General features: G+C 57.7%; 23 protein-coding genes. 10 read left to right on the top strand and 13 right to left on the bottom strand.

The genetic code is table 11. The annotated features are described in order from the left end of the window. Positions 1-104: 104 nt before the first annotated feature. Entirely contained in the window at positions 105-455 is a 351-nt protein-coding gene (locus B0B09_RS11860) for an H-type lectin domain-containing protein (RefSeq protein WP_076660054.1), read from the top strand. Between the two features lie 8 nt (positions 456-463). Here B0B09_RS11860 and B0B09_RS11855 read toward each other — a convergent pair whose 3' ends face one another. Further along, a complete protein-coding gene (locus B0B09_RS11855) occupies positions 464-1483 on the bottom strand; it encodes a ribose-phosphate pyrophosphokinase (RefSeq protein WP_055294961.1) in 1020 nt (339 codons plus the stop codon). Between the two features lie 116 nt (positions 1484-1599). Between B0B09_RS11855 and B0B09_RS11850 the strand changes: the two genes are divergently transcribed. Further along, the gene (locus B0B09_RS11850; protein ID WP_076660052.1) at positions 1600-2196 is read left to right on the top strand and encodes a 2-hydroxychromene-2-carboxylate isomerase; all 597 of its coding nucleotides are present in this window, start codon (positions 1600-1602) and stop codon (positions 2194-2196) included. Further along, positions 2196-2981 (top strand): alpha/beta fold hydrolase, encoded by a 786-nt coding sequence (locus B0B09_RS11845; RefSeq protein WP_076660049.1) that lies wholly within the window; start codon positions 2196-2198, stop codon positions 2979-2981. Before B0B09_RS11850 ends, B0B09_RS11845 begins: the two co-directional genes overlap by 1 nt. On the opposite strand, the gene B0B09_RS11840 is transcribed toward B0B09_RS11845, so the two are convergent. The 6 genes from B0B09_RS11840 to B0B09_RS11815 form a co-directional block, all read right to left on the bottom strand. Next, positions 2950-3996: a threonine aldolase family protein gene (locus B0B09_RS11840; protein WP_076660047.1), complete on the bottom strand. Its 1047-nt coding sequence runs from the start codon at positions 3994-3996 to the stop codon at positions 2950-2952. The two genes, B0B09_RS11845 and B0B09_RS11840, sit on opposite strands and share 32 nt — an antisense overlap. Next, complete coding sequence (locus B0B09_RS11835; protein WP_076660045.1) at positions 3997-4464, bottom strand: YcgN family cysteine cluster protein; 468 nt, start codon at positions 4462-4464, stop codon at positions 3997-3999. It abuts the gene before it with no gap. After that, positions 4454-5395 (bottom strand): bifunctional riboflavin kinase/FAD synthetase, encoded by a 942-nt coding sequence (locus tag B0B09_RS11830; RefSeq protein WP_076660042.1) that lies wholly within the window; start codon positions 5393-5395, stop codon positions 4454-4456. The genes B0B09_RS11835 and B0B09_RS11830 overlap by 11 nt, the downstream gene beginning before the upstream one ends. A gap of 94 nt (positions 5396-5489) precedes the next feature. After that, the gene (locus B0B09_RS11825) at positions 5490-5933 is read right to left on the bottom strand and encodes a MaoC family dehydratase (protein WP_055294950.1); all 444 of its coding nucleotides are present in this window, start codon (positions 5931-5933) and stop codon (positions 5490-5492) included. 91 nt (positions 5934-6024) lie between these two features. Further along, positions 6025-6900: a TIGR01459 family HAD-type hydrolase gene (locus B0B09_RS11820; RefSeq protein ID WP_076660040.1), complete on the bottom strand. Its 876-nt coding sequence runs from the start codon at positions 6898-6900 to the stop codon at positions 6025-6027. Positions 6901-6986: 86 nt separating this feature from the next. Next, positions 6987-7904, bottom strand: coding sequence for a manganese-dependent inorganic pyrophosphatase (locus B0B09_RS11815; protein WP_076660038.1), 918 nt, complete (start codon positions 7902-7904; stop codon positions 6987-6989). Positions 7905-8051: 147 nt separating this feature from the next. Here B0B09_RS11815 and B0B09_RS11810 point away from each other — a divergent pair, with 147 nt between their 5' ends. Beyond that, positions 8052-8711: a DUF2161 domain-containing phosphodiesterase gene (locus B0B09_RS11810; protein ID WP_076660036.1), complete on the top strand. Its 660-nt coding sequence runs from the start codon at positions 8052-8054 to the stop codon at positions 8709-8711. A 57-nt stretch (positions 8712-8768) separates the two neighbouring features. On the opposite strand, the gene B0B09_RS11805 is transcribed toward B0B09_RS11810, so the two are convergent. From B0B09_RS11805 to B0B09_RS11790, 4 genes are all read right to left on the bottom strand, one after another. Continuing rightward, positions 8769-9761, bottom strand: coding sequence for a TraB/GumN family protein (locus B0B09_RS11805; protein WP_076660034.1), 993 nt, complete (start codon positions 9759-9761; stop codon positions 8769-8771). 64 nt (positions 9762-9825) lie between these two features. Beyond that, on the bottom strand, positions 9826-10140 hold the full coding sequence (locus B0B09_RS11800) for a hypothetical protein (protein WP_055294941.1): 315 nt from the start codon (positions 10138-10140) through the stop codon (positions 9826-9828). 446 nt (positions 10141-10586) lie between these two features. After that, positions 10587-11267, bottom strand: a complete 681-nt coding sequence (locus B0B09_RS11795; RefSeq protein WP_076660032.1) for a Crp/Fnr family transcriptional regulator — start codon at positions 11265-11267, stop codon at positions 10587-10589. Further along, entirely contained in the window at positions 11264-14275 is a 3012-nt protein-coding gene (locus B0B09_RS11790) for an ATP-binding protein (protein WP_076660030.1), read from the bottom strand. The genes B0B09_RS11795 and B0B09_RS11790 overlap by 4 nt, the downstream gene beginning before the upstream one ends. Positions 14276-14395: 120 nt before the next feature. Here B0B09_RS11790 and B0B09_RS17980 point away from each other — a divergent pair, with 120 nt between their 5' ends. Beyond that, positions 14396-14566, top strand: a complete 171-nt coding sequence (locus B0B09_RS17980; protein WP_165689331.1) for a hypothetical protein — start codon at positions 14396-14398, stop codon at positions 14564-14566. A 43-nt stretch (positions 14567-14609) separates the two neighbouring features. On the opposite strand, the gene B0B09_RS11785 is transcribed toward B0B09_RS17980, so the two are convergent. After that, on the bottom strand, positions 14610-15509 hold the full coding sequence (locus B0B09_RS11785) for a sugar kinase (protein ID WP_076660028.1): 900 nt from the start codon (positions 15507-15509) through the stop codon (positions 14610-14612). After that, positions 15506-16237 (bottom strand): GntR family transcriptional regulator, encoded by a 732-nt coding sequence (locus B0B09_RS11780; protein ID WP_242654419.1) that lies wholly within the window; start codon positions 16235-16237, stop codon positions 15506-15508. Before B0B09_RS11780 ends, B0B09_RS11785 begins: the two co-directional genes overlap by 4 nt. A gap of 148 nt (positions 16238-16385) precedes the next feature. Between B0B09_RS11780 and uxaC the strand changes: the two genes are divergently transcribed. The 5 genes from uxaC (at position 16386) to B0B09_RS11755 (ending at position 20969) form a co-directional block, all read left to right on the top strand. After that, positions 16386-17792: a glucuronate isomerase gene (gene uxaC / locus B0B09_RS11775; RefSeq protein ID WP_076660023.1), complete on the top strand. Its 1407-nt coding sequence runs from the start codon at positions 16386-16388 to the stop codon at positions 17790-17792. A 23-nt stretch (positions 17793-17815) separates the two neighbouring features. Beyond that, a complete protein-coding gene (locus B0B09_RS11770; RefSeq protein ID WP_055294931.1) occupies positions 17816-18796 on the top strand; it encodes a TRAP transporter substrate-binding protein in 981 nt (326 codons plus the stop codon). A 67-nt stretch (positions 18797-18863) separates the two neighbouring features. Continuing rightward, a complete protein-coding gene (locus B0B09_RS11765) occupies positions 18864-19373 on the top strand; it encodes a TRAP transporter small permease (protein WP_242654417.1) in 510 nt (169 codons plus the stop codon). Between the two features lies 1 nt (position 19374). Beyond that, positions 19375-20655 (top strand): TRAP transporter large permease, encoded by a 1281-nt coding sequence (locus B0B09_RS11760; protein WP_055294927.1) that lies wholly within the window; start codon positions 19375-19377, stop codon positions 20653-20655. A gap of 8 nt (positions 20656-20663) precedes the next feature. After that, positions 20664-20969 carry a cupin domain-containing protein gene (locus tag B0B09_RS11755; RefSeq protein WP_076660021.1) on the top strand — a complete coding sequence of 102 codons (306 nt, stop codon included), beginning with the start codon at positions 20664-20666 and terminating at the stop codon, positions 20967-20969. Positions 20970-20987: the final 18 nt, after the last annotated feature.

The following is a 20987-nucleotide window of genomic DNA, read 5'->3' as shown; positions in this document are numbered from 1 at the left end:
TAACACGATCTAACCCTAACGACAGTTTTCAAAACGTTAAGGTTGAGTTATCAACGAATGATTAACCAAGTGTTAGTATCGGTTAAGCAAACGCAGGAATAGCAATGCGACGCCTTGAAGGTGGTACAATCGGCATAGACCACGGAGATGTGGTTCTGTTTTCGGATTTTGAGGATGACGGGCAGATGTGGCGCGGCGAAGGCCCGAGACAGTCCCGCGCTGCAGTACAGTTTTCAAAAGCCTACGCCACGCCGCCCCATGTGCAGGTTTCTATGTCCATGTGGGATATTTCCAACAACACCAATATCCGTGCCGATGTGCAGGCCGAAGATATCACTGAGACAGGGTTTACTATCGTCTTCCGGACGTGGTCAGACACCCAGGTCGCGCGTGTGCGCGTCGCCTGGACGTCATTTGGGGAATTGCCCAGTGATGATGGGTGGGAACTTTACTAGCGCCAGATCTATTCTGCCGCGTAAAGCCCCTCGTAGATCGGCCCGAGCGTCTTGTGATCAAACAGCGACGATACAGATGTACCGTTCCACGTGTTCAGGATCGCTTGCGCAAACATCGGCGCTGTCGGCACAATACGGATGTTTGGGCAGGCTTTTACGGCGTCGGTCGCCCGGATCGTGTCTGTGATGACCAGCGATTTCATCACGGATTTAGAAACGCGCTCAACTGCAGGGCCCGACAACACGCCGTGGGTGATATAGGCGTGCACTTCTTTCGCCCCATTTTCCATCAGAACTTCGGCGGCTTTGCAAAGCGTTCCAGCGGTATCGACGATGTCATCCACGATTACACAGACCTTGTCTTTCACATCGCCAATCACAGTCATTTCGGCGACTTCGCCGGGTTTGCCGCGGCGTTTGTCCACGATCGACAAAGGCGCGCCGATACGCTGTGCCAGATCACGCGCACGGGCCACGCCACCGACGTCAGGGGACACGACCATCACGTCTTCCATCTGGCCACGGAAATTATGCATCGCATCCAGCGCATAGATCGGCGAGGCATAGAGGTTATCCACCGGAATATCGAAAAAACCCTGAATCTGCGTGGCATGCAAATCCAGGGTGAGAACGCGTTCAATGCCGGCTTCGACAATCATATTCGACACCAGCTTGGCGGTGATCGGCGTGCGTGCTTTCGAGCGGCGATCCTGACGGGCGTAGCCGAAGTAAGGGATCACGGCAGTAATGCGCGCTGCTGAGGACCTGCGCAGCGCATCAGCGATGATCAGCAGTTCCATCAGGTTGTCGTTGGCGGGGTTCGATGTGGGCTGGACGATGAACATGTCCTCGCCGCGCACGTTTTCGTAAACTTCGACGAAAATCTCGCCGTCGTTGAACCGTTCCACCCGCGCATCACATAGGCTGACATCCATGCCACGGTGCATCGACATGCGGCGGGCGATAGCAGTGGCCAAGGGCTGATTGGCGTTACCGGCAATCAGCTTGGGTTCGATCATGGTCGGCATGGGTGTGGTCCTTTGGCAGAAGGCAGTTACAGGCATGTAACAGATTCGTGGCGTTGACACCGCGTAGCACAAGCTTACCGTCTCGCAAAGAATTGACACGCGACAGGAGACGCAAAATGCCACATATCGACTATTACTTCGCAACACTGTCGCCTTTCACGTACCTGAGCGGGACACGCCCGCGCGATATTGCGCAGAAACATGGTGCGACGCTTACTTACAAGCCGCTGGATATCATGGCGCTCTTTGCGCGTACCGGCGGTGTGCCACCCAAGGATCGCCACCCGAACCGGCAGGAATACCGCCTGCAGGATATGGCGCGCCGGTCCAAGCGTTTGGGGGTGCCGCTGAATCTGAAACCGATGTTCTGGCCGACAAACGGTGCGCCTTCGGCCTATGCGATCATCGCTGCACAAAACGCCGGTGCAGATGTGGCCGAGCTTGTCACGGCTTTCGGCGCCGCGTGCTGGGCAGAAGAACGTGATATCAGCCAGGATGATGTCGTCCGCGCCTGTCTGGAAAAATGTGGGCTTGATCCGGCGTTGGCGGACAAAGACATGCTGACCAGTGCGGATACCTTTGGCAAAAACCTAGAAGATGCAGTGAATGCGGGGGCCTTTGGCGCGCCGTTTTTCATTACTGATAGTGGCGAGCGTTTCTGGGGCGAAGACCGCCTTGATGATCTGGACGCCTATCTTTCCGGAAAACTCTGATGCCTGACGCCTTCGGGCATGCCATCCACAGTGTCACGGTCGGCTCTGGTGAACCGACCGTGATGCTGCACTGTATGCTGGCGCGCCACCAAGCAATGTTGCCGCTTGCAAAAGCACTTGGGGGGCAAGCTACGCTGCTTGATCTGCCCGGTCACGGACGCAGTGCCGACTGGGACGGAAAGAGCGAATATCAATCGCTGACAGTTGAGGCGGCGAGACAAAGCTGTACCGGCCCCGCGCACATCATCGGCCATTCATTCGGTGCGACAGCCGCCCTGCGACTGGCCGTTGAAAGCCCTGAGTGCGTTTCAAGACTTACCCTGATTGAGCCTGTGTTCTTTGCCGCGGCAAAGGGCACCGCCGCGTTCGCCGCGCATATGAAAGCGTTTCGTCCGTTTGTCGCTGCGATGCTGATGGGGGATGAGGCGCGCGCAGCCGAGATTTTCAATGCGCAGTGGTCTGATAGCGAATGGACAGCCCTGTCAGATCGGCAGAAGGACTATCTGATCCAGCGCATCCATTTGGTCGTCGCTGGCGGTGCCGCTATTGAGGAAGATGCCGACGGTGTCACCTCGACAGCACGGCTCGGTGCATTGAATATCCCTGTCACGCTCATCCGCGGTGGACAAACGCAACCCGTCATCAAGGCTATTCATGATGCGCTTGTCGCGCGGATTCCGCGGGCGACAGACCATGTTGTGGCAAATGCAGGGCACATGGTTGCCCTGACACATGTTGCGCAGATCGCGCAGATTATCCGTTCAGCAGATCAAGAAACTGGTTAATGCCCGTTTCGGTCATGGACCAGTCACAGACCAGACGTCCGATCAGCGGTTCTTCCGGATCGCCCGCCTCGGGATCGCCATTCATGACGTAATAGACTGCACCACCATCCAGCATGCGTTTATGCGCGCGCCGTGGCATCTGGAAGAAGATCATGTTGGCTTGCGGCTCAAACAGGAGTTTGACGGCATCGTGCTGGCGTAGCCCTTCGGCCAACTGGGCGCAGCGGGCGTTGGCGGAGCGCGCCATATCAAGCCAAAGGTCATCCTGAAGATAGGCCTGCATCTGGGCCGAAAGATAACGGTGCTTGGACAGCAGGTGTCCGCCGCGCTTGCGCCGCAGCTCGAATTCCCACGCGATTTCGGGGTTGAATATGACACAGGCCTCAACTCCCATTGCGCCGTTCTTGGTGCCGCCGAAGCTGACGGTATCAACGCCGGCTTTCCATGTCATGTCCGCAGGCGAACAGCCGAGCGCGGTCATCGCGTTGGCGAACCGCGCGCCATCAAGGTGGGTTTGCATGCCGAATTCGCGGGCGGTAGTGGTCAGCGCCTGAATTTCATCAAGCGTGTAGATCGTCCCCTTTTCAGTGACTTGCGTAATCGACAGCGGGCCCCGTTGCGGGCCGTGCACACCACGGTTTTCTTCGCCAAGAATCTTGCTGCGCAGAGCATCCGGCTTCATCTTGCCGTCCGCCGTTGGCACAAGGGTCAGCTTGGCTTGGGTGTAAAATTCCGGCGCGTTGCATTCGTCTTCGTGGATATGCGCGCATTCGCTGCAGAAGACCGTCTGCCAAGGCTGTGTCATTGAGGCAAGCAACACAGAGTTCGCCGCAGTGCCGTTGATGATCAGGTAAACGGCAGCTTCGGGTGCTTCAAACAATTCGCGGACCTGCGCGCGCACGGTCTCCATGATCGGGTCCGCGCCATAGCCCATGGCATAGCCGGTGTTGGCGGCGACCAGCGCCTCCATCACCTTGGGATGGGCGGGGCCTGCGTTGTCTGAAGCAAAAAACATCTAGAGTGGCTCCTCGATAATGTGGTCTTCCCAATCGTCCTCATCGACCTGAAATTCTGGAATGGTCATGCCCCTGACCGACACCCCGGCCCGATGGACCGATTCCGGATCGCCCGAGATCAGCGGGTGCCAGTCGTACAGCGGGCGGCGTTCATGGACCAAACGGTAGCCGCAGGTCATGGGCAGCCAGTACAGGTTCTCGAGGATGGTTTTCGGGGTCAGCACGATACACTCAGGAACGAACTTGTGCCGGTTCGGATAGTTGCTGCACAGGCAGTTTTCACCATCCAGCAAACGGCAGGCGATGCGGGTCATCGCCACGGTGCCGTCGTCATCTTCAAGCTTGTTCAGGCAGCATTTGCCGCACCCATCGCAGAGCGCTTCCCATTCCTGTTTGTTCAGTTTCGACATCGGTTTGGTTTCCCAAAACCGCGGCGTCAGGCCGTCGCGGGGGATTTCAACGGACATCGGCAAGGATCTCTCGGGCGGTGACACAATCGGCATCCATCTGGGTGATGAGCGCTTCGAGGCTGTCGAACTTCAACTCAGGCCGCAGGAAATCAACCAAGGCAACCGAAAGGGTAGACCCGTAAAGGTCACCTTTGAAGTCAAAGATGAAGGTTTCGCAATTCGGGACATTTTCGCCAAACATCGGGCGCACGCCGATCGAGGCAGCGCCGTTGTAGGTGCCTTTGTGCGGGCCATCAAGGACGTCGACTTTCACAGCATAAACACCAAATTTCGGCGGGTGCAGGCCTGTGATCGACATATTGGCGGTGGGGTACCCCAGATCGCGGCCGCGTTGATCACCACGAATGACCTCGCCCACGATACGGTGCCAGTGGCCCAGCATTGCGGCGGCGTCGCGGGGTTTGCCATCGCTCAGGGCTTGCCGGATCGCGGTGGAGGAGACATTGGCGCGGTCGATTGCGACGATGGGTGCGACGGTCACGCCAAAGCCCATTTCGGCACCGAATTTTTGCAGGTCTGCCACCGTGCCCGCGCGGTCTCTGCCAAAGCAGAAATCGGCACCGACAACCACATGTTTGAGCCCCAGTTGATCGGCGATCACTGTTTGTGCAAAGGCACGGGGTGTAAGGGCGGCAAGGGCTGCGTTGAAGGGAACTTCATAAAGTTTTTCAACACCCAGTTTCGCCAAACGATTGGCACGCGCTTCCGCGTTCATCAGGCGGAAAGGGTTGGGATCGCGGGAAAAATAGCTGCGGGGGTGCGGCTCGAACGTCATGATGCCGAGGGGTGCGTCCGCCTCTTTGGCGGCTTTACGGGTCAGGTCAATGACAGCTTGATGGCCGATATGCACCCCGTCAAAATTGCCGATCGCCGCGGCGGCGCCACGGTCAGCAGGATCAATGAAAACGGTGTCACGAATGATGCGCATGGCTTTGGGTAACGGACCACGCAAGGCCGTGCAAGCACCGCTTGTCAGCCCTTGCGGGCTTACTCGCGTGGAAAGCCGTCAGGCTTGAACAGCGCTAGTCGAATTTCCGGCTGGGTGCGAGAACAGTGGCATCGCCGACCAGCACCTTTTTGTCGTTCACAATGCAGCGCGTGTTCATGGTGACGCGCCGTTTGGAATGGTCGATATCGGTCACTTCAACTTCGGCCAGCACCATGTCGCCGGGGCGCACAGGGGCGAGGAATTTCAGGCTTTGCCCCAGATAAACCGTGCCATGCCCCGGCAGTTGTTCACCGATCACGGCGCTGACCAGCCCCGCCGTCAGCATCCCATGGGCGATACGCCCGCCAAAGATGGTGTCCTGCGCATAGTCTTCATCAAGGTGCACAGGGTTTCTATCGGTCGACACCTCTGCAAACATTTCGATATCGCGGTCCGTGATCACCTTGCGGAGCGAGCGGGTCATCCCGATTTCGATATCTTCGATGCAGATCGTTCCGCGGGGGGCGTTATCCAGCATATCAGGCTCCATTAGGTAACAAAAAATCCAGTATCAAGTCGATATTGAAATTTTATTACTTTGCCGATGCAGAAAGATCAAGCGATTCCTGTTACCGCAACTGCCCGATGGTGTAGGTCGTGCTGATCTGCGCCTCGTTCAAATAGGCCTCTAATGCCTCCGGGTCAGGCTGGCGGTCGGTCTTTGTCTCTGCTGCGGCCAATCCGCCCGAGATAAACAGCGTGTCGATATCTTCTTGCAGTCCCCCCAGAATATCCGTGCCGATCCCGTCACCGATCCCGATAATACGCGGATCTGATGGCGCATTTGATAACGCAGCGAGCCTGCGGCGCGCGAGGTCATAGATCGGCGGGTGCGGCTTGCCGAAGTAAAGGCTCTCGCCGCCCATTTCAGTGTAAAGCGCGGCCAGCGCACCGGCGCACCATTCGCGCACTTCGCCACGGTCCACGATGATATCTGGGTTGGCGCAAAGCAGTTTGAGGCCCTTGGTCTTTGCATAGAGGAATTCAGGACGGTTCACATCGACATCGGCCAGCGGATCAAAAGGGCCGCAGCAAACAATGCCTTCGGCCTGATCCAGCGGAACCTTCTGGATATTCACAGGGTTTTCAATGATTTGCAGGGGCTGAAAGAAATCATCATCTCGGGGGCTTTCGCCCATGAACCATATTTTTTCACCCACGATGCCGCGGAACATGGCCGCGCGTGCACTGTCGCCAGAGGTGGCAATCGCGTCCCACGCGTCATCTGGTACGCCCAGACCGTTGATCTGGCGCGCGACGGAATCCCATGGACGGGGGGAATTAGTGACAAGCACTACAATGCCGCCCTCCGCCCGGTATTTCTGCATGGCAGCCACGGCGTCTGGCAGGGCCGTGACGCCGTTGTGCATACATCCCCAAAGGTCCACAAAGGCGGCATCATACTGCCCCGAGATGTCGGCGAATTGGTCGATGATCTGGGTCATGCGTTAACCTTTGTGAACGGTTTGTAAGGCGTACAGATCCTGTACACATCCGGTACACAACCTGTACATACGTTTGCGCGGCCGGCTTAGACCTTGAGCGCGGGGATAATCTGCTTTTTCCGGCTCATGATGCCGGGCAGGACCACGCTGTCGCCGTCGACTTTTGCGTCAAAGGATTTTTCGGCCACGGTCTTGGTCAGATCGTTGGGGATCAGCATGGTGGCCTCTTCCTTGAGAATATCCACGACGAAAAGCAGGACCTGGTCGACGCCGTCCTCTTCCGCGACCTTCGGCATGGTTTCCATCAGTGATGCCTTGCGGTCGAGCACGATGTCGGGCGCTGTGGTCTCGAGCACGGAGACGCGGAATTTCTTGCCGTCGACGGCATATTCCTTGCTGTCCATGCGCAGCAGTTCGGCGTCGGAGAATGCAGAGACATCGGATTTTGCTGCAAACATTTCACCGGCGTAAGTATCGATATCGACCCCAAGGTCCTTGGCAAGCGCCTCGGCCAGTTCCTTGTCCACCTCGGTTGTCGTGGGAGACCGGAAGGCCAGCGTGTCGGAAAGGATGCAGGACAGCATCAGGCCCTTGATGCCCTGTGGCATGTGGCTGGCGTGATCACCCATCATCTGGTGCATGATCGTCGCGGTGCAAGCCAAGGGGCGCACAGTGATGTTGATCGGGTTCTTGGTTTCCAGCCCGCCCGCCAGTTTGTGGTGGTCGATGATCGCCAGCACATCGGCGTTATTGATGTTTGCAGGCAGTTCAGCGGGGTTGTTGGTGTCCACGATCACGCAGGACTGGTTGTCATCGACGTCGGCAATGATCTCGGGAAGCGCGAAGCCCCAACGCTCGGCCACGAATTTGGCTTCGGTGTTGGGCTCGCCCAGCAGGGCCGCTTTTGCGTCGATGTCGGTGTGGTTCAGGAACCATTCCCAGATCAGGGGCGAACCTGTGCTGTCTGTGTCGGGGGATTTGTGGCCAAATACGAGGGTTGTCATGTGCGTCACTTTCTATCGGAGCAAAGGTTGGCCCGTATATAGGAGTGTGCGCTGGGGCTGTCACCCCATCCCGTCAGTTTGACTGATCGGCTGGCGGGGCTTGTCATCACCCGAATTTTCCAATTGGCTATGCCGAAAGGAGCACCCATGCCACGCGAGGCCGATTTATACCCCCCCATCAAGGCCTATCTGCAACGCCAGGGCTATGAGGTGAAAGGCGAGGTTGGGCCCGCTGATGTCGTCGGGCGGCGTGGCGATGAACTGGTGGTGGTCGAGCTCAAGTTGGGGTTTTCGCTGGCGCTGTTCCATCAAGGGATTGAACGCTTGCTGACCACCGATGACGTCTATCTGGCGGTGCCGGCGGGCGGCAAAGACAAGGCGCTGAAGGCGAATGTCAAACTGGCGCGGCGTGCGGGTTTGGGCGTGCTGACCGTGCGTTTGCGTGACGGGCATGTCGAGGTGCTGGCTGACCCCGGGCCTTATGCTGCGCGGCAGTCGAAGAAGAAGAAAACCCGTCTGTTGCGGGCCTTTGAGCGGTTACAGGGTGATCCCAATGACGGGGGTGCGACACGGCATGGGATCATCACCGGCTATCGGCAGGATGCGCTGCGCTGCGCGCGTTTTCTGGCCGTCCATGGGCCGTCAAAGGGCGCGAAGGTCAAGGAATGGGCCGAAGTACCACAAGCCACACAGATCATGGCGGCGGACCATTATGGCTGGTTCACACGTGTGTCGCGCGGGGTTTACGATTTGACCGATTTGGGGCGCAAAGGGTTGTCCGATTACGGGGATGTAGAAGGCCCATAGTTTTCGCGGAAATTATTGATGGGCTGGAAGGAATTTCCTGCAATTCCTGCGCCCTTCTCATTCCGCCCTTGTGATGGTCCAGCCCTCGTTTTCCAGAAGCTGCAGCACACCCTGTTCACCGATCAAATGACCTGCACCAACCGCCACGACAATATCGTCGCGGCCTTTGGCAGCATCCGTGATGACCGGAATCCAGTTCCGGTTGCGGATATTCAGCATCGATTCTTCCATTTCGTCGAACATGGCGTTCCCGGCGGCGGGGTCCATGCCGGGGACATCGGACATAGCGAGGCGCGAAAGCTCCCAAAGCTGGCCGATTTCCTCAGCGAAATAACTGTCGAGCATCGATACGAACATCTGCTGTTGTAGCTCGGGCACCAGCATGCTGATCCGCAGCATACTGATTTGTTCGTCCATGTTGTCGTCTCCGAACAGATCAAACAGTGTCGTGTAGGGTTCGACCGCTTGCATGGGGACCCCTGCTGCCTGCGCATCCTCGATGATCATCTGGTCAAGGCCGCGCGCGCCCGCCATCATGTCGGCCATCGCACAGGATGGCACCGCAAGGGTCATTGATAGATACCAAGGTTGCATTTTGGCGGCCATGAACGAGGGAATGCCGCGTTCGCCGGCGGCGGCCAGAATCAGTTGCCATGTCTCTTCATCCACCAGCTCTGGCAGGGTAGGCCCGTCAACAAGAAACAGGCGGTCGGGTTCGCGCGTGATCAGTTCTTCCAGTTGCGCTTCTTCTTTCGGCGTTGCCTCGAGCAGGACAAGATCGGCCGTCGCGACCCTTTCGGCCAGTTGCGCACGCAACTCCTCCAGGCGCGGATCATAGATGTGCATCGTGCCGACGACGGTGATCTGGGTTGTGTCCTTTGATGCTGTCCAGATTAACCCTTCGGAATAGGGCATATCGGCCACCTCCGCAGACAATTGCGCTTCTTGTTGCGGAGTCAGTTGATCCAGATAGCTGTCACCGACACAGACGGCTGCTGCCGGAAATGCAATGCATGACAACAAAAGCGTTGCGGCGGAGCGAAAGAACATGGGCGATCCTGTGTCTGATAATCTCTTACTACAGGTAAGCGTTCCGCGCTGAGGGTCAATTCCCTCAGGCGCGGTTTTCCATGATCATGCGCTGACCGGTCCGGATAAGAAGCCGGCCAATGAAATCGCGCAGCGTGCGTTGCGGCGGTGGCACGATCTGCAAAGCGGGGTGCGGCGCGAGCATGGCCCCGCTAGGCAGATAGAGTGCGCCATTATCGCTGAACGCGCCTGTCGCCATCGGCACAGGCGGCCAACCCGAGGCTGTTGCGGTCAGCGCAAGCCTTGCGGGGGCGGTCCGCCGGATGACGGGTTTATGATCTGTATGATGATAGACATCGGGGCCGATCTTGTGATCGACAACATAAAACGGGGGATGCATGGACGTATCCGATCTTGAATCTTATTCTGGAGAAATTCGTGTCGGGCGTAGACGCGCGACAGCACTGCAATGTGGTTTCTAACACCACGTAAAAAGTCGGTCCTTTCGATACATTGCAGTCTCCTTGATTCGGGTTCGAATAGCGGTTGTTTATCCCGAGGGTTGTATTTTTCCCAAGCGAATTTTTGAAAAATCTGTCGCGGCAGCACAAAGTAGATGCAGCAAGGCGACACCGGTATGTGCAGAAGTGACTATCACGCCGAGAGAAATCAGCCGAAGATGAGAAACACCAAGCCTACGCCGCCGCCAGCCAACATCAGTGTCACTTCACCGCCCAGAATGCTAAAAATACGTACTAAACTAGTCAACTCTATCTCCTTGTGCGTAAACACTCCCGCGTCACCACAATCAAGACTTGGCTCAATTTCGTAAAATTTGGATTAAAATCAGGCATGGTCTTCCGAGAGCGCTGCAGGATCAAGGATTTCGATTTTCTGACGTGCTGATCTGATCACACCGCCCTTGACCAACTTGCTGATCGCACGGCTGACCATCTCACGGTTTGCCCCGACAGAACCCGCAATCTCTGCGTGTGTCGGCGCATGTTCGATAACGGCCCCTTTGAACAGTTTGGCTTCCTCTGCGGCCAGCCGCAGCAGGTATTTTCTGACCCGCTGGTCAACCGAGAGGGTTGTCATCTCCATATTGCGCTCGGTCAGGGTACGTATCCTGTCCACAAGGTTTTTCGTCATCCGGTCCCGCAGCAGGGGCACCTCGTTGAACAATTGCAAAAAGCTGCTGCGCGTCATCGTCAGGACGGTGGCCTCGGTTTTTGCAACAACCGCAAGCGAGCGGGGAATGCCGTCGAAGGCGGCCAGTTCTCCGAAGTAGGACCCGACAGGAAAGCGCGAAAAGACGATTTCGCGTCCTTGCGGCGTCCAGAAAACAGCCAAGAGAGCGCCTGATAGCAAAAAGTAGATGTCGTAGGATGCATCATCCTGATCAATGATCGTCTGCGATGGCGCGAGGTGCTGTTCGCTGATGTCCAACGTGATGGTGCCAAAGTCGGCAGGTTTCATGCCTGCAAAAAGCGGGAGATTATAGCCGAGGAGTTTCTCGGGGGTCATGCCTGCGACAACAGCGCAAGTGCTGCCTGTTTTTCGGGAGGCGCCGCGCGCCGGGGAAGCTGGCCAACCGTCTCTGCCAGAACTGTGGCGTCTATTTCGCCCGCGCACAGTTGGTCGACCCGTGTGCGCAGCAACCAAAGTGTTGCACCTTGTTTGCCCGCTATGGCCGCGGCCTCTTGGCGAAAACGTGCGGCACCGGCTGTGCCACCTTCGATATCACACACAAGAGCATGCAGCCGGAGAACCTCTGGATACCAGCTATGCAGGCCGTCAGTCTGGTTCTCGCGCACGGCCTGCAAGGCGCTTTCATAGGCGGCGGCGATATCGCCATGCTCGGCCTGTGCCAGTGCGAAATGCGCCCGGAAATAAGGGAGCCCGATATGTGCGCCCATCCTTTCATAGGTGCTAATCGTTCGCGCGAACCGCGCAAGGCCTTCTGCGCTGGCGCTTTCCGAAGGTTGCATAACGTGCAACCACGCAGTCCCTGTGATCTGCCAGAAGCACGCGCCCTGTTTGGCAGCGGTGGCGATCCCGCGTCGCACGCGGTCCGTGGCCGCGTCCCGCTGGCCTGCGTAGAATAATGACACCGCCCCCCAAATCTGGGCCCAGGGTTGCATCACCGGTATATTCAACTGCCGTTGGTGCGCATCCGTTTCCATGATCATTTCCGTGATCAGATGCGTTTGCCCGCAAATGGCGCGTGTCACACAGTCAAACATCTGCGCTGCGGCGAACGTGTCTGCACCATAGCTGGCGATCATCGCGCCATGGGCGGTGATATCATAATGCCTGCGCAGCGATCTGACTGTAGACGATACCTTCGTAAAATCACCGGTATAGAATTGCAAGGCGGCGTCTGTATTCAAAGAGGCCAGCCGCATTTCGTTATCAGGGCCGTCAGACGGCACGATGTGCGCGGCGCTCCGCAGCATATCGGCGAACCGCGTGGCGGCCTTTTTGTCGCCCGACACAATGGCATGGGTAAAGCTGCCGTAAAGGGCGGGACCGTTTGCAGAGGAATGTGCATCCTTGCCGCTTGCCAACTTTGCCACGGTTTCAAAGGCTGCCTTTGCCGAGTCAGCGGTAAAACCCTGCGTTTGCATCCGGATTGACCCCAGCGCGGAATAGCAGGCGATTTCGAGCGTGCGGACGTCGACCTTTGCCGGTGCTTTCTTGCAAAGTGCAATGGCGGCCAAAACATGGGCTTCGGCATCGTCAAAGGCCCCTTGTGACAGTGCCCAGCGGCTGACCGAAAGATAATTCTCGATCGCCGGAATATGTTGTTCGGCGCGGCTGAGATGGGTCGTCAGCAGGGCTGGATTGCGCATTACTGCGTCGACATGGTCTTGCTTGAGATGTGCTGCAATCTTGGCGTGATAGGCGATGCGCTTGTTCCGCAAGAGGCTGTCATAGGCCGCCTGATGCAAGAGGGCATGCGCAAACCCCCATTTGGCGACATCAAGCTTTTTGAGCACACCTTTTCTGCAGGCCTCTTCCAGATGTACATCAAGGGGTGCGTGATCTGATGCGATGGCCTCAAGCGCGTCGAGGGAAAAGCTTTGTCCGATGACCGCTGCACACTGCAACACGGCTTTGGTCGGTCCTGTCGCATCAATCTGATCCGCCAACAGATCTTTCAACGACCCCGGAACATCTGCCGATACGTTGTCGTCGACAGCGTTCCGCTTGGACAAATGCTCGATGAACAAAGGGATCCCTGCGGATTGTGAAATCACAAAGGCCTTTTGGTCGGGCGAGGGTGGTGTATCTGCAACCGCATCAAGTAGATCAGCCGCCTCGGCGTCGGAGAATGGCGCGAGGGGGATCACTGTGATCCGCGACGTATCGAGGTGCTTGTCGATCTTGCTGTCGTCGCGGCTTGTCATCAGGATTTGATGATCATCAGTGCTTGCGTTTTCGAGAATATATCGCAGGACGCCAAAGCTGGCGTTGTCCAGCCAATGCAGGTCTTCAAAAACAAGCAGCCCCGCAGGCTGCGCCGCACAGATCGCTTGCCAGAGACTGTCTTCAATTAGCGCCTTGAGCGCGACATTGCTGCGATCAATCAAGAGGCTCTGGCCCTCTGGCAATCCCAAAACGAGCGCAAGCGCGCGTTGGGTCTCATGTGCCAAAGTCGGGAAAGCCGCCGCGATGTCTTCAAAATCTGGCAGGGTGCTGCCGGTTTGATTCAAGAGCCACTCCTCGAAAGGTTGATAGCTGCGGGGTGTTTTGACGCCATCGGCGGCAAAGGTTGTCGCGGCCGCGGCGTTTTGTGCAAGATGTCGTGCCAAGGCGGACTTGCCAATTCCGGCCTGCCCCAGCACCAGCACGGGATCGCTGCTCCGACTGATCTGCGTCAGAACGTCTTTGCGCCCGATAAAGGGCTGCGACGACGTGACCGTCTGCGTTTGGTTTGCAAGCGGGTGAAATAGGGATTGAGCTTCGGCAAAGCCTTTCAAGGTCTGGTTGCTGATCTCTTTGGTGGCGATGCTGCCGCGCAGCAGGGCCTTGGTGCTGGCCGAAATCAACACGGTGCCGGGTGTGGCCTTTTGCTGGATGCGCCGCGCAAGTGTGGTGACCATGCCGGTCGCCCGCGGCAGGTTTTCACGCCCTCTGTCGATGCGCACAGCGGCGTCACCTGTCGCGACCCCGATACGCAGCTGGATCGTGATGCCCTGGCTTGCGCCGGCGTTGATCTCATCTAGCGCGGTCATCGCGGCACTGACGGCCTTTGATGCCGCGAGTTCATCTGCGCGGGCGAGACCAAAAAGCGCGACAACCCCGTCCCCCAGATACTCGGTGACTTCGCCGCCCTGCGCCTCGACGATGCGGCGTGCCTGACCGTAGAATTCTTCGAGCCAATGTTCGAGATCTTCGGGGTCGGCTTTGCTGGCGATGCTGCTGAAGCCGACGATATCCATGAAAACAGCTGTAATCTGCCTGCGCTCACCTTGTGCGTGGCCAGATGTCTGTGATGTGGGAGCGCTGATCGCGTTATCTGTTCTCATGCGGTTGCCACTATATGCGTGTTTTTGCCGCTTCCAAGTGCCGAATGCATACGGACCCGCTTACAACCGCTGGGCGATCACCTTGGCCGCTCTGGAAAAAGGTTCTGCCAAGGTGGTGACATGAGCAGCGCGCGTGGATCGCTAAATGCCCCGCAGGGTGATCTTGCACCAGATGACCTGATTTCCAATGGTGTCGTGCTGAGCAAGGCCGCAGGACCAAGCGATTGCTGCACAACTGCGGAATGCCGCACATCTGTCGAGGCGTTCCTCGACACTAGTGGCGCGAGTTGACCGGACGCCGCTAACTTTGCGGATCAATGGCCAGAGATGATACTTACGACATCTCGACCAGCGCACCGCGTGACTGGATAACCTTTGATGCCAGCTGCGCGCCACTGCTGACGGCCTCGGAGAGTGGTTCACCACCGATGACCGATGCCAGAAAGCCTGCGTTGAAACTGTCACCGGCGGCTGTCGTGTCGACTACGGATTTCACGGTAGCAGGGTCATGCCACGCCATTTGGCCGCAGTCATAGGTGAACATCGCGTCCGCACCGTTCTTGACGATAACCGTCGGCGCGCCTGCGGTGGCATAGCGCATTGCGGTTGCTTCGGGATCGCCGTCTTCGAACCAGGTTGCTTCGTCTTCATGCGATGGCAGGACGATCGTGCTGATCGCAGCAGTCGCCATGATTTCATCGCGCATCTCTTGCGGATCGGACCAAAGCGCGGGTCGCAGATTGGGGTCGAAAACGATCTGACCGCCCTGCGCACGCAGCGCGACGAGGGCGTCCCGCAAGCGTGCGCGGTCTTCGGGCGGGAGGATCGCGAGGGTTATTCCAGAAAAATAGGCGTAATCGGCATCTTTGAGGACGGCTTCCAACACTGTCTTGTCCTGCGCCAGCGTGCGCGCAGCACTTTGTCCGCGCCAGTAGCTGAAACTGCGTTCACCGTTGTCCAGCTGAATGACGTAAAGACCGACACTGCGGTCATCGCGCTGCACGATATGGTCAACGCCAAGCCCTGCGGCGCGCAGGAAGGCCAGCATTTGTCGGGATGCAGAATCGCCCCCCAAGGCCGTAAAGTAATCCACCTGATGCTCCGCGCCGAGCAAGCCGCGCAGGTACCAAGCGGTGTTCATCGTATCGCCCGCAAATCCCATCTGGAACTGGCCGGTGATATCGGTGGGGGCCATTTCGATCATGCACTCACCGATGCAGACGGTGCGTGTCACGTGTCAGTTTCCTGAAAGAAGCTATGTTGCTGTTTCTTGACCTCGTCGATCAGGACGACAATGCGCGACAGGTGTTCTGTCATCGCGGCTTCGGCTGCATCCGCATTCCCCGCAGCGATGGCATCCAGAATCGCAATATGTTCCTGAAGCGCTAGTTGCTGGGATGTTGTGTTCAGTGACAACATGCGAATGCGATCCATATGCGCCTTGCTTTCATGGATCAGATCCCAAACGAAGCGGACACCGGCCAATTCACAGATGGCGATGTGGAATTCCTCGTCCAGCGCGTGAAACATGTCGCGGTCTTTTGCCGCGAAGGCGTCTTTTTGGCGGGCGATCAGACTATGCAAGGGGGCGAGGGCCTGGGCCGTTGCTGTCTCACATGCTTTGCGGCAGGTCTTGACCTCAAGTGCTGTACGGATGAATTGCGCGCGCAGCACAGCTTCTTCCGAGATCAGGCTGACGGTTGTGCCGCTTTGCGGGCGAATTTGCAGAAACCCCAGTTTGGCCAGCCGTTTGAAAGCTTCCCGAACGGGTTGACGCGAAACCCCCATCAACCTTGAGACTTCGGTTTCGGAAATCTTGGTTTGCGGGGGTAACTCCAGTGTCAGGATGCGTTGCTGGAGCGTGTCGAATACCTGATCTGCAACAGTGGGTTGTGGCTGCTGTCTGATCAAAGGCAAGGAAATGTCCATCGTCCCCGGTAGAATTGGACCGTTCATTGTCATGGCCGTCTCTCCATTCGGCAGGCTTTGTCCCAGTATCCTGCAGAAACTTCCAATATGCAACTAGGATATTAGTTGACAGGAATTTTGGCGCCAACTAGGATACTAGTTAACGACGGACCAAAAGCATGTCCGACGGCCGGGGGGATTGATGGCTTTACTTGACGAGAATCGTTTATTTCCGACGGATCCGGTGGTTCGTGGGCTGGCCCGTGAACTGTACGAAGGGGTCAAGGACCTGCCGATCATCAGTCCGCACGGCCATACCGATCCGCGCTGGTATGCCGAAAACGACGCGTTTCCTGACCCTGCTAAACTGTTTGTCACGCCTGATCATTATGTTTTCAGGATGCTGCATAGTCAGGGTATCGCCCTGGAAGACCTCGGTGTACCCCGCGTTGACGGCGGGCCGACGGAACAGGACCCGCGCAAAATCTGGTCGCTGTTTGCCAGCAACTATCATCTGTTCCGCGGTACACCGTCGCGCATCTGGATCGATCACGCGCTACAAGAGGTGTTCGGCGTGACAGAGCGCCTGTCGGCAGGGTCGGCGAACGCGATCTATGATCATATTGATGCCTGTCTGAAACAGGACGCATTTCGGCCGCGCGCCCTGTTTGAGAGATTCAACATCGAGGCGATCTCGACGACCGAGAGCGCCATTGATGATCTGAAGTGGCACAAGATGATCCGCGACAGCGGGTGGAGCGGCAACGTCGTGACGGCCTATCGTCCCGATTCCGTCATTGATCCGGAATTCGACGGGTTTGCGGACAACGTCGCAAAGATGGGGGACATGGCGGGTGAGGACGCAACCACCTGGGCGGGCTATCTGGCGGCACACCGCAATCGCCGCGCCTATTTCAAGCAGTTTGGCGCGACCTCTTCAGATCACGGTCATGCAAGCGCGCGCACCGAAGACCTGCCGCAGGATGAAGCGGCGCATTTGTTTGATCGGGCTTTGCGGGGCAAATGCAGCGCCGAAGAGGCCGACCGCTTTCGCGGTCACATGCTGACCGAAATGGCGCGTATGTCGCTGGACGACGGGTTGGTTCTACAAATCCATCCGGGCGCAGTCCGCAACCATGCAGCGGGCGTGATGGCGCGCTTTGGCCGCGACAAGGGATACGATATTCCCATGCGGACCGATTATGTCACAGCCCTCCGCCCGCTTCTGAATGCGGTTGGCGGAGAGGCCAGCTTGACCATCATTCTGTTCACGCTGGATGAGACATCCTATGCCCGCGAACTGGCCCCTTTGGCGGGTGTCTATCCCGCGCTGCGTCTGGGCCCGCCGTGGTGGTTTCATGACAGCTATGAGGGGATGATGCGGTTCCGTGAAATGGCGACGGAAACGGCCGGTTTTTACAACACAGTCGGGTTCAATGATGACACCCGCGCCTTTTGTTCAATTCCCGCGCGGCACGATGTGGCGCGCAGGGTTGATTGTTCGTTTCTTGCCACACTGGTCGCCACTGGCCGGTTGGGCAGGGATGAAGCGCCCGAGGTTGCGTATGACCTCAGCTACCGGCTTGCAAAACAGGCCTACAAGCTCTGACGAGCATTTTCTGGGAGGAAAAAATGACTTACACCAAGACACTCGCTGCGGCCTTGCTGGCCACTGTCGCGACCGTCTCTATCGCGTCCGCCTGCGAGACGACACTGCGGTCGTCCGACACGCATCCTGACGGGTATCCAACGGTTGCGGCGGTCGCGGAAATGGGGCGGCTTCTGGAGGAGCGTACCGGAGGCCGTTTGTGCATCGAAGTGTTCCACTCTGCCCAACTGGGTGAGGAAAAGGACACAATCGAACAAACACAGTTCGGCGTAATCGACATGAATCGTGTCTCGCTTGGGCCGTTCAACAACATTATCGAGGAAACGCAGATCCCGTCGCTGCCCTATATCTTCCGTTCGACCGCGCATATGCACACGGTCATGGACGGTCCTGTCGGCCAGCAGATCCTTGACGCGTTCACTGATCACGATCTGGTTGGTCTGGCCTTCTACGATGGCGGATCGCGCAGTTTCTACAATTCCGAGCGCCCGATCAGATCAATCGAAGATCTGGCGGGAATGAAGTTCCGAGTCATGCAGTCGGATATGTTTGTCGACATGGTTTCGGCGCTTGGGGCCAATGCCACACCGATGCCTTATGGTGAGGTCTATTCCTCGATCCAGACCGGCGTGATTGACGGGGCAGAGAACAACTGGCCGTCATATGACAGTTCAGGCCACTTCGAGGTGGCACCTTACTATACGCTCGACCAGCACCTGATCGTGCCCGAAGTCCTTGTCATGGCGAAATCTACCTTCGACGGGCTGAGCGCAGAGGATCAAGAGATCGTGCGGCAGGCTGCCAAGGACTCTGTCCCGGTCATGCGCGAGCTCTGGGCTGCGCGTGAAGCTGAATCCGAAGCACGCGTGCGTGCGGCGGGCGTCGAGATCATTGCTGATATCGACAAGACGCCGTTCATTGAGGCGATGGTGCCGGTCTACCAGAAGTATGTCACTTCGCCGGTGTTGCAGCAAATGGTCGCCGATATTCAGGCCACCCAATAATCGCACAATCGGCCCGCCGCTTTCACGTGGCGGGCCGGTTTTCACGGGGAACATCATGCAGCGGACAATGGAAAAAATAGCGGTCTGGACAGGGCATCTTGCCAGGCTTGCCTTGTGGGCCGCAGGCATCGGGCTTGTTCTGATGACCGTGCTGATCGCCGCGCAGGTGGTGTGGCGCTATGTCCTGAACGACAGCATTGTCTGGACCGAACCCGCCTCTGTTATGATCATGGGGTGGTTCATCTTTCTGGGTGCTGCCGTGGGTATCCGCGAAGGCTATCACCTGTCCTTTGACGTTCTCCTATATTTGCTCCCTTTGCGCGCCAAGCTGGTCCTGTTCTCGATTTCGGATATTGCTGTGACGGCTTTCGGGGCCGGAATGATCTGGTACGGATGGCAACTGGCTGCGCGCACAGCAGGTAATATGCTGCCAAGCTTGGGGATATCGGGTGCGTTCGATTTCGCGCCGATTGTCGCCGGTGGTGTTCTGATCGTTTTATTTTCTATCGAGCGCGTCTTCCGCCGTGCGGCGGGCCTGCCCACGGCGCGTTTCGGCGACGATCCGGGGCCTGCATAGCATGGAGCTGTATGTCCTCTTCGGGTCCTTCGTTGTCCTGCTGTTGATTGGCACGCCTGTTGCGTTCTGCCTCGGGATCTCCAGCTTTGCGACGATCGTCTATCTGGACCTGCCGCCCGTCGTGGTGTTCCAGCGGTTGAATTCCGGCGTATCAGTTTTTGCCCTGATGGCCATTCCGTTTTTCATCTATGCGGGCGATCTGATGGTCCGTGGTGATATCGCACGGCGCTTGGTGGCGCTTGCCAGCGGTTTTGTCGGGCATCTCCGCGGCGGTCTGGGGCAGGTCAATGTGCTTTCGTCCGTCATGTTCGGCGGCGTGTCGGGGTCTGCGGCCGCCGATGCCAGCGCGGTGGGCGGCCTGATGGTCCCCCAGATGAAAGAGCGCGGCTATGACGTGGATTACGCCGTCAATATCACGGTTGTGTCGTCGATTATCGCGCTACTGCTTCCCCCGTCACACAATATGATCATCTATTCGATTGCCGCAGGCGGGCGTATTTCCATTGCCGACCTGTTCACTGCGGGGATCATTCCGGGCTTCTTGCTGGCGCTTCTCTTGATGCTGACCGCATGGTGGGTTGCAAAGCGCAAGGATTACCCCGTCCAGCCCTTTCAGGGGTTTCGCATGATCGGCACGCTCTTTGTCTCGGCAGCACCGGGTCTGATCCTCGTGGCGATCATTTTTGGCGGGGTCCGTTCCGGTATCTTCACGGCTTCTGAATCGTCGAATATCGCGGTTGTCTACGCACTTTTGGTGACGTTCTTTGTCTATCGCAGTCTGAGCTGGCACGACTTCAAAGAGGCCACATTCGCCGCTGTCCGAACCACGGCAATGGTCCTTTTGGTGATCGGATGTGCCGCCTCTTTTGGCTGGCTGCTGGCCTATACCAAAGTGCCTGCTTCGATGGTCGCGCTGTTGCAGAACGTGTCGGACAATCCGATCGTGATCCTGCTGCTTTTGAACCTGATCCTGCTCATCCTTGGCACGTTCATGGATATGTCACCGCTGATCGTCATCACGACGCCGATCTTTCTGCCCGTTGCCACGGCCTTTGGCGTTGACCCGGTCCATTTCGGGGTGATCCTGATCCTCAACCTTGGCATCGGGCTGTGTACCCCGCCGGTGGGGGCCGTCCTCTTCGTGGGCTGCGCTGTTGGCCGGATTCCCGTCTGGGATGCGGTGCGCACAATCTGGCCCTTCTACGGGGCTGCGTTCTTTACCCTGATGCTTGTCACTTACATTCCCGCGCTGTCCCTGTGGCTGCCAGCGCTGTTCAGATGAGGCCCGCTATGTCCTATCCCGTCGTTCCAACCGACCCCGGCGTGACCCGCCAGATCCTTGCCGAGAACCCACAGCTTATGGTGGTGGCCTTTGAGTTCGACGCAGGTGCCGAAGGCAAACTGCACGCCCACCTCCATGTGCAGGCCACTTATGTTGAAAGCGGTTATTTTACCTTCACAGTTGACGGCACCGCGCATGAACTGGGCCCTGGCGACAGTCTTGTCATCCCATCAAATGCACGCCACGGTTGCATTTGCGCCAAGGCGGGCAAACTGATCGACACCTTCACACCCCGTCGCGACGATTTCCTCTAAACCAGAAAGATCAAGAAT

The organism is Yoonia rosea (genome assembly GCF_900156505.1).
In the GTDB taxonomy this organism is placed as follows: Bacteria; Pseudomonadota; Alphaproteobacteria; order Rhodobacterales; family Rhodobacteraceae; genus Yoonia; species Yoonia rosea.
This window is presented reverse-complemented; position numbering and strand designations above follow the sequence as displayed.

Coding starts and splice junctions, on each gene's coding strand:
- B0B09_RS11795 (WP_076660032.1), bottom strand. CDS start 11,267: ATGACCCCCGAGAAACTCCTCGGCTATAATCTCCCGCTTTTTGCAGGC.
- B0B09_RS11780 (WP_242654419.1), bottom strand. CDS start 16,237: ATGACAATGAACGGTCCAATTCTACCGGGGACGATGGACATTTCCTTG.
- B0B09_RS11760 (WP_055294927.1), top strand. CDS start 19,375: ATGGAGCTGTATGTCCTCTTCGGGTCCTTCGTTGTCCTGCTGTTGATT.
- B0B09_RS11825 (WP_055294950.1), bottom strand. CDS start 5,933: ATGCTGGATAACGCCCCCCGCGGAACGATCTGCATCGAAGATATCGAA.
- B0B09_RS11845 (WP_076660049.1), top strand. CDS start 2,196: ATGCCTGACGCCTTCGGGCATGCCATCCACAGTGTCACGGTCGGCTCT.
- B0B09_RS11850 (WP_076660052.1), top strand. CDS start 1,600: ATGCCACATATCGACTATTACTTCGCAACACTGTCGCCTTTCACGTAC.
- B0B09_RS11815 (WP_076660038.1), bottom strand. CDS start 7,904: ATGACAACCCTCGTATTTGGCCACAAATCCCCCGACACAGACAGCACA.
- uxaC (WP_076660023.1), top strand. CDS start 16,386: ATGGCTTTACTTGACGAGAATCGTTTATTTCCGACGGATCCGGTGGTT.
- B0B09_RS11790 (WP_076660030.1), bottom strand. CDS start 14,275: ATGAGAACAGATAACGCGATCAGCGCTCCCACATCACAGACATCTGGC.
- B0B09_RS11765 (WP_242654417.1), top strand. CDS start 18,864: ATGGAAAAAATAGCGGTCTGGACAGGGCATCTTGCCAGGCTTGCCTTG.
- B0B09_RS11830 (WP_076660042.1), bottom strand. CDS start 5,395: ATGCGCATCATTCGTGACACCGTTTTCATTGATCCTGCTGACCGTGGC.
- B0B09_RS11820 (WP_076660040.1), bottom strand. CDS start 6,900: ATGACCCAGATCATCGACCAATTCGCCGACATCTCGGGGCAGTATGAT.
- B0B09_RS17980 (WP_165689331.1), top strand. CDS start 14,396: ATGAGCAGCGCGCGTGGATCGCTAAATGCCCCGCAGGGTGATCTTGCA.
- B0B09_RS11855 (WP_055294961.1), bottom strand. CDS start 1,483: ATGCCGACCATGATCGAACCCAAGCTGATTGCCGGTAACGCCAATCAG.
- B0B09_RS11800 (WP_055294941.1), bottom strand. CDS start 10,140: ATGCATCCCCCGTTTTATGTTGTCGATCACAAGATCGGCCCCGATGTC.
- B0B09_RS11835 (WP_076660045.1), bottom strand. CDS start 4,464: ATGTCCGTTGAAATCCCCCGCGACGGCCTGACGCCGCGGTTTTGGGAA.
- B0B09_RS11860 (WP_076660054.1), top strand. CDS start 105: ATGCGACGCCTTGAAGGTGGTACAATCGGCATAGACCACGGAGATGTG.
- B0B09_RS11810 (WP_076660036.1), top strand. CDS start 8,052: ATGCCACGCGAGGCCGATTTATACCCCCCCATCAAGGCCTATCTGCAA.
- B0B09_RS11840 (WP_076660047.1), bottom strand. CDS start 3,996: ATGTTTTTTGCTTCAGACAACGCAGGCCCCGCCCATCCCAAGGTGATG.
- B0B09_RS11755 (WP_076660021.1), top strand. CDS start 20,664: ATGTCCTATCCCGTCGTTCCAACCGACCCCGGCGTGACCCGCCAGATC.
- B0B09_RS11805 (WP_076660034.1), bottom strand. CDS start 9,761: ATGTTCTTTCGCTCCGCCGCAACGCTTTTGTTGTCATGCATTGCATTT.
- B0B09_RS11770 (WP_055294931.1), top strand. CDS start 17,816: ATGACTTACACCAAGACACTCGCTGCGGCCTTGCTGGCCACTGTCGCG.